Here is a 13845-nt window from a genome sequence, read left to right as displayed (position 1 = left end):
CTACATCATGACCACAGAAACAACCTCCTCACACGTCGAACGATTCCCCAACATCGGACCCATCGCCTTCTTCCGGGCCTTGTGGGAAACCCGCGACGATCCCCTTGCGCGCCTCATCATCAAGAGACTCCGAATCTACGGAATCCTCCTGATCCTTTTTCTACTTGCACTTACCTATCTTGTCCAGATCTACGCACTCTGCGGCTGGGACCTCCTCTCGCCAGGCGGAATCAGGAGAGCCCCATCTTTCGTGCTCTACACGGCACTCTACTGCACCACCTCCCGGGACATTCTACTCCAATACATCATTCCGATCCTTCTTCCATTCCTGGCGTGGCGAAAAACCATCAAGCGCGACGAATCCCTCCGAGCCCTTCCCTTTTCCCCGTCCCGCTACACGTTCAACTTTATCCTGCCGATCGTGCTCTTCTATCTGTTCTGGCTGGCAATACTGATCGTCTTAAACGTCGATGAGATCCGTCGATATCACGCCTACGATGCAACGATGGCCAATCACATTCGGAGATTTCTCTTCAAGGGCGTCATCGACACGATCTACGTCGCCGGACTCGGGTTCGCTGCGAGCGCATTCGCCGTTCGCGCGCTGACCATGCGCCGACTCACCGCAACCGGCAGAGGACATTACCTGTTCGAGCTTTCCGTGCCCATTATCGTATTCTTCGTGATCGGAATGGGATTCAAGTACGCCGAGCCATACATGTACCGCTCACCGCTGCCGCCTGAAATCCCCGACACGATCCTCTACGTCTACCTCACGCTCGCCAACTACGCAGCCGCTCGCTACTTCTGGAAACGCGACTTCCGAATTCTCACCACCCACACCTTCGCCGCGCAGGAAGCCGCCTGATGTCCCACCGCCACCACACTCCCTCTGCGTCTTTGCGCCTCAGCGCGAAACGCTCTCATGGCACTTCCGAGGAATACGCCACATCATGACCACAGAAACAACCTCCTCACACGTCGAGCGCTTTCCCGACATCGGCCCCATCGCCTTCTTCCAGGCTCTGTGGGAAACTCGCAATGACCCCCTCGCGCGCCTCATCCTTCGTCGCATAAAATTGTACTTCTTGCTCCCGGTAGCATTCGCGCTTGCGACATATGGGATCTGGGCTACCCAAGGAGCAGCCGTAAGCTACTGGATGAAGAATCGCCCGCTCGGAGGTCCGCTCCCGGCATGGCTCACGATCTCCTCGATTCTTTCCAGCCTTCTCAACTCGGGACTCCAGTTCCTGGTGCTGCCGATGGCCGCCATTCTCGTTGTCTGGAGAAACAGCCTGGGCCGCGACGTTTCGCTTCGTCTTTGTCGATTCACTCCCGGCCAGATCCTCTTCGCCTTCCTTCTTCCAGTCATCCTGGCCACTTTGATCTACGACAGCGTTGGAATCGCATTCTGGGCACATTTCATGGTCAATGCTCCGCCTCCAACCCCCGCCATGACATGGGAGGCACGGGCGAGACAGTTTCTCTTCTATCTCGTTGTCCAGATGATCCCCTTGTTGGGTCACATGTTCGTCTTCGCAGCAATCGCAGTCCGCTACCTGACATTTCATCGGTTTGCCGGAACCGGCCGCAACTGGAAGGGCCTCGTGCTGCCATGCCTTGCATTCCTGATTCCGGCCGGCGCAATCCAGACCGCCGCTCAGTACGCTACGATTTGGCTATTCAACATCCTCCGCCCCGGAAGCACCGACGCCATCTACTCCCTCGCTTTCTCGATGATCTCGCTCTTGATGGCACTGATATACTTCTACATCGCCCGCTACTTCTGGCGCCGCGATTTCCCCATCGTCGCAAACCACACATTCGGCCCGCGGGAGGAGGGATAGATGAACCCCGAAACACCGATCCCAAAGGGGCGCTTCCCTCTCGTTTGGCCGATCAGCTTCATACACGAGATCCATCGCAACTGGAGAGAGAATCCGCTTTGCCTTTACCTTTGGCGCAGGGTCCGCCCCGTGGCCCTTAGTTTGATGCTCTACGGGACCATCTATTGCACGATTTGCGCTGTTACTTCGATCTGGTTCTTCGATATTATCGAAACCGGAATCGGTTTGGGCGGTACCCTTGGATTCCTGTTTCTCCTGGGAATCACGACTCTTGCCGTTTTCATTTACCTTCCATTTCGTTACACGGCATGGGCCCGCGAGAACTTCTATGGAAGCGAATCTCAAATCCTGGCGACGCCCCTCAGCGCCGATGAAGATATCCTTGGCGTGGCTATTCCACTGATGCTGATGGCATCTCTACTCTTCCTTCCAGGCTTGCTCTTCGGACCATTGATTGTTTGTTACAGGGCAATCGTAGAAAGTTCCTCTGCCCCAGAAGTTGCCGTACGAATGGCGATCACCTTGCTTCACCACCTCGCCTATATGGCCGTTTATGCCCTCTATCTATGTACGTTCGTTGTTCGCGCATTCGGCAATCTGTCTCAAAAGGAAAGACCCACGGGGATTGGCTTTGATCAAAAAGGTCCCGGTCCCGTTGGGGTATTGAGCGTTGCGCTATGGCTGTTTCTGTTGGGAGGCTTTGCGATCTGGATGCTGCCTGTCGTAAGTTTGCAGGGACTCAACACAGAGGGAATTCTGGGGATCTTCGGACTATCGTCTACGGGTTCCAGACTCCTGGGATCTGGGCTCACGGTCTTGATAATGGGAGCAGCGTTCTTCCACGCCCGCATCGATTGGGAGTACGAGTTTCCATATGCTCGCGATGTGCTGGATTAGGTCTCGCCGGCAGCCCCGCAACATAAACACAACGAAAATGCAAACTCCCGGCAGCGGACTTCCGTTTCGTTTCCCCCCACCGTGAACGTGCCCACTGCGGCGCGACTTCACCACTGAGGAAACCACACCATGCTGCTGATTGTTTCGGATCTTCACCTTGGGTGCGGCGACGAACGCGAAGACTTCCTGCTCTGGGGCGATCGCCCCCAAGGCCCAAAGCTCCGCGCGCGTGCCGCCGCCACGGCGCGGCTCGACCGCCTCTTTGCCGAATTCCTGCGACTCAAGATGGCCCACGCCGGCGCCGCCGGACTCGTCCCGACGCTGCTTCTGCTCGGCGACACATTCGATCTCTGGCAAGTCCAGGAACCGCGCGAATCGCCGCGCGATGCCCTCGAGCGCATCCTCACCTTCCACACCGACTGGGTGGTCGGCATGCGCGAATGGATCCGCACCGGTGGCGAAATCCACCTCGTCGTCGGCAACCACGACCAGCCCATCGTGCACCCGGACGCCTGGAACTTGTTGTCGGAGATTCTTCCGAGCCTCAATCGTCGGATCGGCGGCAAGCCCACGCACTACTTCGCCGACGAAGCCATTGGCCTCTACGCCGAACACGGCCATCGCTGGGATCCGCACAATCGCATCCGGCGACTCGATAATCCGGATGCGTCGTGCATCGGACGCGAAGTCGTTCGCCGCCTCGTCAATCGCGTCGAGCACATCGTGCCCTGGATCGACAAAGGCGCCGGCGTCGCCGACGTCATTCGCATCGCACAATCTGTTCTGGATCCGGATCTACTGGACGAGGCCTTCCGCGCGCTTGCGCCCGCCGTACGTCACACGTCGTTGCTCGCCCGACTTCTGCATCCCTGGAAGAAGCGCCGCCGCGAGGCCGACTGGCAGGCTCTCGCGCGTCGCGAACTCGCCGCAATGAACCGTGGCATCGACCGCGCCCTGGCGCCGCGCCCCGAAGGAACCACCGGGCCGCTGCCCGCGAACTGTCGCTTCTTCGCCAGCGGCCACACGCACCAGGCAATGCGTGCGCAATCCCGCGGCAATATCGAACGTTTCAACCCAGGCACGTGGAGACCGTTTGCTTTGATCGAAGACAACAGCCCCGTCGTCATGACGCAGCCACTTACCTATGCCGAACTTCTGCCCGATGGCATCGGCGGGTGGGAACTGGCCGTTCGTTCTGCGGCAAAGCTTAGGGATAATTGATGCCACCCGGGAAACGCACGATGTTGCCCGGCGTAATCGTACCGTTGGTGGGATCGTAAAGGTTGTTCACATTCCAACGCGACCGCGTCACGACAGTCCCATTGACGACGACATCGTCATCGAGATCCGGGCCGAAGCTGTACAGCACCCAGCGCGTCGGCGTCCGGCTCACGTCCATGGTGTAGTAATCCGGCGAATCGTCCAGCAACGGCCCCGGGAACTCCCACAGCTCCCACGGAACCCACACGGGCAGCGTCTGGTGGTTGTTGTTGCCTGCGACGTAACCGAACCCGGGGCGCTCGTAATACAACGGTGCCGACACCGACGGACCGCCATCGATCTGGTGCTTGAAAACGTCGTTCGGCAGCGAGGTCAGATACGCGATCGGCGACGTCAGGCCGCCGGGCTTCTCCGTCGTGCTGGACCGCGGAGTTCCCCCCGGCGGCAGCCACGGCGTGTTCCCGATATTCTCGCAATAGGGGTAGTTGTTGTTATCGACACGATAGGATTCGAGCCCCGTCGCCAGCGTCCGCAAGTCCGCCTTGGCGCGCGAAACCTTGCTGCGTGTCTGGGCTTCGAGGAAGTTGGGAACCGCGATCGCGGCCAGGATTGCAATGATCGCCACAACGATCAGCAGTTCAATGAGTGTAAATCCTCGACGAGTCGTCATACGAAGCGCTTTCTGCATATCCAGCACCGAATCCCGGGGGAATGCCATCTGAGAAGTCATTGGCGCCGGATGTTGCAAGTTGCGGTCCGAAGACTCAGCCGTCGATTTCCTCCAATTCCGCCTCCATTTCCTCGACAGAAATCTGCGCTCCCGTCCACTCCTCCTCGGTCGCGGTCAGCCGCTCGCGCAACTCCTCCAACTGCTCGTTCAGCGCCGCCAGCTTCTCCGCGTCCGACCCATTGGTCGGATCCGCCATCTGGTTTTCCACCTCGCGACAGGCCGCATCCAGATCCTGGACACGATCCTCTAACTGCTGCAGCGACTTCTGCCGCCGTCCCAACTCCTTCGACAGGCGGTTGCGCTCCGCCTGCAGCCGCTTGCGCTCCTCGCGATCCAACACCCGCGCCGGCTTGCCCTCGTTCTTCGATTCCGGCTCCTCCTCGGCCACCGCGGCAGCCGAAGCCCGCGCGGCCAGCGCCTCCTCCTGCCGGCCCTTCAACATCAGGTAATCTTCGTAATTCCCCGGGTACGACCGCACGTGCCCTTCCTCGATCTCGATCACGCGCGTCACAACGTTATCGAGGAAATACCGGTCGTGCGAAACGAGCACCACCGCGCCGTCGAACTGCCGCAGCGCGTACTCCAGCGTCAGGCGGCTGCCGATGTCCAAGTGGTTCGTCGGCTCGTCCATCAGCAACACATTCGATGAACCGCACAACATCTTCGCAAGGCGCAGGCGCGTCTTCTCTCCGCCGGAGAGCACCGCCACCTTCTTCTCCACGTCGTCGCCCGTGAACAGGAACGCGCCCAAAATGCTGCGTGCCTTGTCCGAAACCGCCAGCGGCGCGCTCGAAAGAAACTCGCCCAGCACCGTGTTCGCTGGATGCAGATCCTCGTACTCATACTGTGCGAAGTACGACATCTCCACGCTCGGCCCGACGGTCACCTTGCCGTCGCTGGGCTCCAGCTTCTCCGCCAGGATCTTCATCATCGTCGACTTGCCCGCGCCGTTCACACCGACCAGCGCAACCTTCTCGCCGCGATAGACCGTCAGATCCGCGTTGCGGAAAACTTCCTTCTCGCCGAACCGTCGCGCGACTCCCTCGCCCTTCAAAACTTCCTTGCCGGAACGCGGCGCCGACGGAAAATTGAAGTGAATTGTCCCCTGGTCCTCCGTCGGCTTCTCGACAATCTCCATCCGCTCCAGTTGCTTGACGCGCGACTGGACGAGGGCGGCCTTGCTCGCCTGGTAACGGAACCGATCGATGAACTTCTGAACCTGTGCGAGCTCGATCTGCTGATTCTCGTAAGCGCGCCGCTGCTGCTCGCGCCGCTCGTGACGCTTCTCCAGCGACTCCGTGTAATTGCCGCGATACACGATCACATTCGCACGATCGATCTCGATCACCTTGTTCACCAGGCGATCCATGAACGCGCGCTCGTGACTGACCATCAGAATCGAACCTTCATGATTCTGCAGCCAACTCGACAGCCACTCGATCGTCTCGATGTCGAGGTGGTTCGTCGGCTCGTCGAGCAACAGAATGTCCGGATTGCTGAGAAGAATCTTCCCCAGCGCAATGCGCATCTGCCAGCCGCCGGAGAACTCGCTGCAAGGCCGCTTCAAATCCGATGGCTTGAACCCCAGCCCTCCCATCACCTTGCCGATCGTCGCGTCCATCGTATAGATGTCGCGCCGCATCGTTTCGTGCAGAAGGAAATCATACCTGTCCGCCAGCCGAAGAAACCCGTCCGACTCGTGATCCGTTTCGTCTGCCATCTTGTGCTCGATCTCGCGCATCTCCTGCTCATGCTCGAGCACTTCCTTGAACACCGTCCGGCATTCTTCCTCCACCGTCATCGGCGATTCGATCACGACTTCCTGAGGCAGATAACCAATGTCGGTATTCTTCGGAGTCGCAACGCTGCCCGTTTCCGGCGACAGCAACCCGGCGATGATCTTCAGCAGCGTCGACTTCCCGGCGCCATTCGGCCCAATGATCGCCGCCCGCTCCCCGTCATCGACCTTAAACGTCGCATCGCGCAGCACATGCCGCGCGCCAAAGTGCAAATTCACATTTTGAACATCAAACATAAGAAAAAAGCCAATCAATGATTGCAGCTAGCGCTGCACCACAACCCACTGCTCCACCTTCGACGCGAATCGCCGCGGATACAAGACGTGCATCAGCACGTCGTTGTCCTCGCCGTACTTCTCTTCGAGCACTTCGCCATCGCGATGCAGCGCCGAAACGATATCGAACCGCGACGCCGGAATGCGCAGGTGCAGATCCGCCAGCTTATCGTTCAGCAGACTCGCGATGCGATTGCACAGCTCATCGATACCGCGCCGCGTCAACGTCGATGTAATCACCGTCTCCACGCCCAAGTTTTCAAAACGGGCAAACAGCTCGCGATCCTCCACCAGATCCGCCTTGTTCAACACAAGAATCATCGGCCGATCCGACGCGCCCAACTCCTCCAACACCTGCTGCGTGACCTCAACATGCTCCAACGCCTGCGTGTGACTGGCATCCACGACATGCAGCAGAAAATCCGCTGCCGTCGCTTCCTCCAACGTCGACCGGAACGCCTCGATCAAACTGTGCGGCAGCTTCCGAATAAACCCAACCGTATCGGTCAGCAACATCTCCTGGTTGTTCGGCAACTCGATCCGCCGCGTCGTCGCATCCAACGTCGCGAACAGCTTGTTCTCTTCCAGCACATGCGCTTCCGTCAGCGTATTCAGCAGCGACGACTTGCCCGAGTTCGTGTACCCGACCAGCGCCGCCGTCGGCACCGGCTTGCGCTCGCGCCGAGCCCGCATGACGTCGCGATGTTTGCGCACCGACGCCAGTTCCCGCCGCACCGACGCAATCCGATCGCGGACCAGTCGACGGTCTACCTCGATCTGCGCTTCACCCGCGCCGCCGATGAACCCGCCGCCACCGCGCTGACGCTCCAAGTGCGTCCACGCGCGCTTCAGCCGCGGCAGCATGTACTGCAGCCGCGCCAGTTCAATCTGCAACTGCGCTTCTTTCGTCTGCGCCCGCGCCGCAAAGATATCGAGAATCACCTTTCGCCGATCGATCACCGCGATGCTCGTCTTCTTTTCCCAAAGACGTTGCTGCGCCGGCGTCAGATCGTCGTCGAAGATCAGAACATCGACCTCCAACTCCTCACACAGCGTCGCGATTCGATCCGCCGTTCCATCGCCCACCAGATAACGCGACGAGGGCTTCGCCAGAGAAACCAACTCGCGCCCGGCAACCTCCGCGCCGAGCGTCCCGGTCAGACTCTCCAACTCATCCAGATGTTCTTCGGTTTCTTCGCGCGACATCCCGGCAAATCGGATGCCCACAAGATAGGCTTTTTCGTAATAGCCGCGTTCGGCCAGAATTTCTTCGTTCAAGAGGTCTTCCTTCTTCATCTGCGAGCCGCATCCCGGCCCCGTTCAACTTCCCGAGCACCCTAATTGCCCCACCCACCCAAATGCTAGTGGAGAGTGCACCCCCTCCAATCCGTGCTCGTGCTCGCAATCGCCCACTCGAGGTGACTGGGGCAGTTGCCAGGCCGGCTTGTCCGCCGTAGCTCGCAGAACGAAGGCGGAAGCCCACCCAAAAACCACCGCCCAGAACCCGACGGAGCCCCCAACACCCCCGGGGCTTGAGCAAAGATGCTCAATCTACCTCACAAACCACTCGAGGTGACTTGGGCATCCTTGCCCAAGAGCTCCCCCAAGAACCACAGCCAGGCAAATCCCCGCTCTCCTACCCCACAACCCGGTGCCCGCGCACACCCGCCAACACCTCGTCAATCGCCGCCAATTCCTCCGCCTCCAGCGCCGCCTTTCCGCGCCGCGCATACCGCGGCTCCGCCCGATCATCCACCCACGCGTGCTCCCAATGCCGCGTCGACTCCACAAACCGCCGCGCATACTCCTCCCCGTACCTCAGGCAGCCCGCCAACACCGTGTCCACATAGGACTGCACGATCGGCGCATGCGCCGTCGGCCGCACATCCCGCGCAATCACGGTATAGAGCCAGAACTTCGCACCATTCCCCCGCAATTCCTCCCCCACCGCGACATCTTCGGCGGGAACCGCAACGCGTCGATACAGAGCACCCTCCCCCTCACGCCGATCGAAAGCGGCCAACTGCTGATCATCCACCTCCACCGCCACGGCATTTAGCGAGGCCCCCGCAGCCGGCTCCGCCCCCAGCACACACATCCCGCGCACCGCGATCGTCCAACCCCGCTCGAATCCCCGCACCTCAACGGGCACAGCCACTCCGGAGCCCGCCGTCACCGCACGACTGTGCGGATTGATCAAGCTCCCGTATCCGATAATGAAGTGCCTCGTCGACATCGCGGCTGCCCCGATGGAAGTGCCCGCGATGGTAGACAAACCGCCCTCGCTGGCAACCGTTGAATCACCCCGACTGGCCAGAACATCCTCGCCCACCGGGGCAAAGAAATTGCATGGAAAACGGCCATGGACCTTCTGCGGAACAAACGCCGGCTGCCCTGGGCCGTCCGGCTCGCCTCCACGGCCCTGCCTGCCGACAAACGCCGTCAGGCCGCCGAAATCCACGACCACTGCCTCCGCGTCGACGGTCGCATGAAGGCCGCCTTCGCCCGCGGTGGCATCGAGTTCCGCAACGCCATGCAGGCCCAACTCCGTGAACTCACCGATCTATTCGCCGAGGGACACCCCAAAGACCCCGCGCTCCACCCGCTGCGCGAAGTCATCGACCGACACGAACTTCCCAAGCGCGACTTCTCCGCGATCATTGACGGTTGCAACCAGGCCATCCTCCAGCGCGATTTCTCCGACTGGCACCAGCTCGAAGCCGCCTTGCATCAATCCGCAGCCACTCCCGCCGCGATGATCGCACGCGTTCTGGGGGCGACCTCCGACCCCGCCCGTATCGCCGCACAGAACCTCGGCAAAGCCATCCGCTACTCCGACATGTTGCTCGATATCACTGCGGCACTCGACGACGGGCGCGTCCCGTTTCCCGTCATCGACATGCACGATTTCGAAGTCGATCCCAACACCCTGGCCACGCGCGACTTCACGCCGGCTTTCCGCCGATTGGTCGAACACCAGGTCGAACGCCTGCGTCGCCTCCTCTCCGAACCACACGAAGCCCTCGATGAATTCCCCGATGACGGATGTCGCCACTTCGTTCGCGTGATTCTGGCCTGGCAGACATCGCTCCTCGATCGCATCGAAGCTGCCGATTACAATCTCTTCCAGGACAGCATTGCCCTCGGCACCTGGGATTCGATACGAATGGCTTTCACGGGAGGAAAGAAATCGTGAGAACAAAAAGTAGGGACGTAGTCAATCCATGAACCTCAAACGCTTCGAAGAACTCCTCGCCGACTCGCCCGAGCGCGACGACCTTTACAATCCTTGGTGGCATTGCGATCCAGACCACGACATTCCCGATTTCGACACCGCCGCAATTCGACGCACCCATCTGCGCGCGTACCTGCAGCACCGCGCCGGCCGCGCGAAATATCTCCTCGTCGCCGAAGCACTCGGTTACCAGGGCGGACACTTCAGCGGCATCCCCATGACTTCCGAACGCATGCTGCTTGGCCACCAGGCCGTCGAGCCGACCGTCATTTTCCCATCCCCCATGCCACAACGCACCAGCCGGCCCGAACTGAAGAAAAACGGATTCATCGAACCGACCGGCACCATTGTCTGGGGAGCGATCCTGAATTCCGGCCACGATCCGCGCGAGTTTGTGCTGTGGAACGCCTATCCCTGGCACCCCTATCACAAAAACAAGGGATTGCTTTCTAACCGCCCACCGGCGAAGAGCGAACTGCCGCATGGCGAAGTCGTTCTGCGCGAACTGATGACTCAGCTCGGCGTCGACAACGTCCTCGCCATCGGTCGCAATGCAGAACGCGTGCTCGGCGAGATCGGCATCCAGACCGGAGTCGCCCGCCATCCGGCCAATGGCGGCGCAAACGAATTCCGCCGGCAATTCACCCAGTGGCTTCAAGAAATCGACGAGGAGCACCCCGATGGCCTGGATTGAAACAATCGATGACGACGGCGCCGAAGGGCCGCGGGCTGAAATCTACACGCGCATCAACAAGCAGCGCGGCAAGATCGCCAACATCTGGAAAGCCGGCAGCCTGAACCCCGAAGCGCTCCAGGCACACCTCGATCTGTACATGGCAATTCTCTTTGCGGACTGCTCGCTCTCGCGCGAAGACGCCGAACTCCTCGCCACCGTCGTCTCTGCTCGCAACGGATGCGGATACTGCACACGCCACCACGCCGAAGCCCTCAAGCACTACTGGAAGAGCGACGAACGCGTCGAACAGCTCGCCATCGACTTTCGGAACGCGCGCTTGTCGCCCAAACAGCGCACCCTCGTCGCTTACGGCGTCAAACTCACCAACCTCCCCCAGCAGATGGCCGAGACCGACACCGAAGCCCTCCGCGACGCCGGCTACACCGACCGCGAGATCCTCGACATCGTCCTCATCGTCGGCTACTTCAACTTCGTCAACCGCATCGCCCAGGGCCTCGGCGTCCAGATGACCGACGAGGAGGCGGCCGGGTACGAGTACTGACCCCGCGGCACCATGAAGATCGAAATCCTCTACTTCCAGCTCCTCCGCACCACCGTCGGCACCGACCGCGAAACCGTCGACCTTCCCGACGGCGCGACGGTCGCGACCGCCATTCAGGCTGCCGTCGCCCGCCACGAGGCCCTTGCCCCCTGGCAGGGCAGCCTTATGCCCGCCGTCAACGAAGAGTGGGCTCCCCGCAGCCAGGAACTCACGAACGGCGACCACCTCGCCCTCATGCCCCCCGTCAGCGGAGGGTGATGCCCAAGAAGCCCCGCCTGCCTGCTCTCGGCCAAGGATGGCCGAGTCACCTCGAAGTTCCCTCCATGCTCTTGGGGTGACTTGAGCATCCTTGCTCAAGTCCCGTAATCCCCGCCAATCCTGCCAGCGCCCGCGCCGGAAAATCGCCTAAGTCACCCCAAAACAACGCTCTCTACCCCGCAGCCGAATCGCCAACGGCGCGCCCCATACCAGCCCGGGGCGCAGCCCTGGGACCCCAACTTGTCCGTCGTAGCTCGCAGAGCGAAGGCGGGAGGCCCGGCCCATCGCCACCCGGTATGACGCTCCCACCAGCGTCATATTCCCATTCTTTCATTGAAAAGGCATCCCTTTTGCCTAACTCCTACTGCGGAAGTATGAATTACGCCAATGCACCAGGAGGAGCCCCCATGGTGGCCATCCAACAGACCTCGTTCCCCGACCTTCAGGAAATCCAACGCCTGAACGCCGAATTCGAGCGGGCCCCGGCCCATGAGATCATCCGTTGGGGAATCGAAACATACTTCCCGCGCATCGTTGTCACCTCCTCCTTCGGAGCTTCCTCCGGCGCCATCCTCCACATGATCGGCCGCATCGATAACTCTGTGCCTGTCGTCTTCCTGCAGACACACTATCACTTCGAGGAGACCCTGCGCCTGCGCGATGACATCGCCGATCGCTTCGGCCTGGTCGTGGAAAACTGGGAAGCCCGCGGCGGCCGCCCCGGCTTCAAGCGCCAGTACGGCACCGACCTCTACGAACGTCCCGACGTCGACGGCCTCGCACTCCCTGAGGCCGCACAAGGCAAGGTCTCCACCGGCGCCGATCTCTGCTGCTGGATCAACAAAGTCGAACCCCTCCAGCGAGCCCTGCGGAACCGCTACGCATACTTCACTTCCCTGCGCCGCGACGGCGGCACCGAAATCCGCAAACGCACCCAGATCCTCGAATACTACCAGCCCGCCAACCGCACCGAGCCCCTTGTCAAAATCAACCCGCTTGCCAACTGGACAAAGAAGGACATGTGGGACTACATCCACAAACACAAGATCCCCGTCCACGATCTCTTCCTCCAGGGCTACAAATCCATCGGCTGCGCCCCCTGCACCCGCCCCGTCGGCGAAGGCGAAGACGAACGCGCCGGCCGCTGGGCAGGCAAGAAGAACGAGTGCGGAATCCACACCCAGGACAAACCCATCAACTACTCGATCTGATCGAGCCTGGGGACCGCCGATGGATTCGTGCTCGTTCCTGCTTTCGAGGTGACTTGGCCATCCCTGGCCAAGAGCGGTCAGGGAGATGGTGGCTGGCATAGAACGGCCTCGGCCAGTTGATCGGTTGGGCCTGCGTCGCTGGGGCTTGAGCAAGATGCTCAAGTCACCTCACACCTGGACACCCAAATCCCGCCTGTTCGCGATGAGCCGAGAGCGAGCACGCGTATCCTCCTCGCACTCGTACACGTACTCGAACTCGATCGTTCCCAAGGGGCAACGCCCCGCTCAATACCAGCCCAGGGCGCAAGCCCAGGGTTCTCGTCGCCCTCCGCCAAGCGCTGAAAGCGCGACCTATCCCTGAAACCGCCGATCCCCGTGCTCGTACTCACAGTCGGCCACCGAGAACGAGTACGAGCACCGCTTCACTGAGCACGAGAATCTCTCCCCACCCCGGTGAGGGCATTCTTGTTGCCCACGCTGCGCCCCCCTGCCCGACTGGCTCGACGTCCCCCGGAGCCCTCGTCGCGCATGGCCGCCCTCATCCTCACTCGCCCCGTTCGCATCGAGCACCGCGTTTCCAACTCGCGGTTCATCGCCACATTGCGCCCGGCCGTATCCGTCGACGAAGCCCGCGCTGTCATCGCCTCCATTCGTGAAGAAATGCCCGACGCCACGCATCACGTGTACGCCTTCGCCATCGGCCACGGAAACAGCGTTACCGAAGGCATGAGCGACGACGGCGAACCCTCCGGCACCTCCGGACCGCCCGCTCTCGCCGTCTTGCGCGGATCCGGCCTGGGCGACGTCGTGCTGGTCATCACACGCTACTTCGGCGGAACGAAACTCGGCACCGGCGGACTCGTTTCTGCATACGGCGACGCCGCCCGCCTGGCCATCGAAGCCGCCGAGACCCGCGAGAAGATCGCCCGCACCGCCATCGAACTCCACGTTCCGTACGCACACCACGATCGCGTGCGCCGCATCGCCGAAGATGCCGGCGCCATTGTCGAACACGAGCAATTTGCCGTCGACGTGGCCTTGCGTTTGCTCATCCCCGATGCCAGCTTGAAGTCGTTCTGCACGCACGTTCGCGACGCCACCGGCGGCCAAGTCGAGCCGCGGATGGACGAGTGA

General features: G+C 61.0%; 14 protein-coding genes. 10 read left to right on the top strand and 4 right to left on the bottom strand.

The genetic code is table 11. The features are described from left to right. Positions 1 to 7: 7 nt before the first annotated feature. From KQI84_16755 to KQI84_16740, 4 genes are all read left to right on the top strand, one after another. Positions 8 to 868, top strand: coding sequence for a hypothetical protein (locus KQI84_16755; GenBank protein MCB2156528.1), 861 nt, complete (start codon positions 8 to 10; stop codon positions 866 to 868). Between the two features lie 85 nt (positions 869 to 953). Continuing rightward, entirely contained in the window at positions 954 to 1847 is an 894-nt protein-coding gene (locus KQI84_16750) for a hypothetical protein (protein ID MCB2156527.1), read from the top strand. Further along, positions 1848 to 2744: a hypothetical protein gene (locus KQI84_16745; protein ID MCB2156526.1), complete on the top strand. Its 897-nt coding sequence runs from the start codon at positions 1848 to 1850 to the stop codon at positions 2742 to 2744. 129 nt (positions 2745 to 2873) lie between these two features. Further along, on the top strand, positions 2874 to 3965 hold the full coding sequence (locus KQI84_16740; protein ID MCB2156525.1) for a hypothetical protein: 1092 nt from the start codon (positions 2874 to 2876) through the stop codon (positions 3963 to 3965). Here the strand turns inward: KQI84_16740 and KQI84_16735 are convergent. The 4 genes from KQI84_16735 to KQI84_16720 form a co-directional block, all read right to left on the bottom strand. Beyond that, positions 3952 to 4635: a type II secretion system protein GspG gene (locus KQI84_16735; protein MCB2156524.1), complete on the bottom strand. Its 684-nt coding sequence runs from the start codon at positions 4633 to 4635 to the stop codon at positions 3952 to 3954. The genes KQI84_16740 and KQI84_16735 overlap by 14 nt on opposite strands. Before the next feature lie 94 nt (positions 4636 to 4729). After that, positions 4730 to 6712: an ABC-F family ATP-binding cassette domain-containing protein gene (locus KQI84_16730; protein MCB2156523.1), complete on the bottom strand. Its 1983-nt coding sequence runs from the start codon at positions 6710 to 6712 to the stop codon at positions 4730 to 4732. A 45-nt stretch (positions 6713 to 6757) separates the two neighbouring features. After that, a complete protein-coding gene (hflX, locus tag KQI84_16725) occupies positions 6758 to 8065 on the bottom strand; it encodes a GTPase HflX (GenBank protein MCB2156522.1) in 1308 nt (435 codons plus the stop codon). A 340-nt stretch (positions 8066 to 8405) separates the two neighbouring features. Then, entirely contained in the window at positions 8406 to 9005 is a 600-nt protein-coding gene (locus KQI84_16720) for a gamma-glutamylcyclotransferase (GenBank protein ID MCB2156521.1), read from the bottom strand. 126 nt (positions 9006 to 9131) lie between these two features. Between KQI84_16720 and KQI84_16715 the strand changes: the two genes are divergently transcribed. The 6 genes from KQI84_16715 (at position 9132) to KQI84_16690 (ending at position 13845) form a co-directional block, all read left to right on the top strand. Continuing rightward, complete coding sequence (locus KQI84_16715) at positions 9132 to 9965, top strand: squalene/phytoene synthase family protein (GenBank protein ID MCB2156520.1); 834 nt, start codon at positions 9132 to 9134, stop codon at positions 9963 to 9965. A 28-nt stretch (positions 9966 to 9993) separates the two neighbouring features. Continuing rightward, complete coding sequence (locus tag KQI84_16710; GenBank protein MCB2156519.1) at positions 9994 to 10698, top strand: uracil-DNA glycosylase; 705 nt, start codon at positions 9994 to 9996, stop codon at positions 10696 to 10698. Next, positions 10685 to 11242, top strand: a complete 558-nt coding sequence (locus KQI84_16705; GenBank protein MCB2156518.1) for a peroxidase-related enzyme — start codon at positions 10685 to 10687, stop codon at positions 11240 to 11242. Before KQI84_16710 ends, KQI84_16705 begins: the two co-directional genes overlap by 14 nt. Positions 11243 to 11254: 12 nt before the next feature. Beyond that, positions 11255 to 11500, top strand: a complete 246-nt coding sequence (locus KQI84_16700) for a MoaD/ThiS family protein (GenBank protein ID MCB2156517.1) — start codon at positions 11255 to 11257, stop codon at positions 11498 to 11500. A 407-nt stretch (positions 11501 to 11907) separates the two neighbouring features. After that, the gene (locus KQI84_16695) at positions 11908 to 12711 is read left to right on the top strand and encodes a phosphoadenylyl-sulfate reductase (protein MCB2156516.1); all 804 of its coding nucleotides are present in this window, start codon (positions 11908 to 11910) and stop codon (positions 12709 to 12711) included. A 528-nt stretch (positions 12712 to 13239) separates the two neighbouring features. Then, entirely contained in the window at positions 13240 to 13845 is a 606-nt protein-coding gene (locus tag KQI84_16690; GenBank protein ID MCB2156515.1) for a YigZ family protein, read from the top strand.

The organism is bacterium, from assembly GCA_020444065.1.
Taxonomy (GTDB): Bacteria; Sumerlaeota; Sumerlaeia; order SLMS01; family JAHLLQ01; genus JAHLLQ01.
Note: the sequence above shows the minus strand (reverse complement) of the source record. Positions and strands in the feature narration are given on the sequence as shown.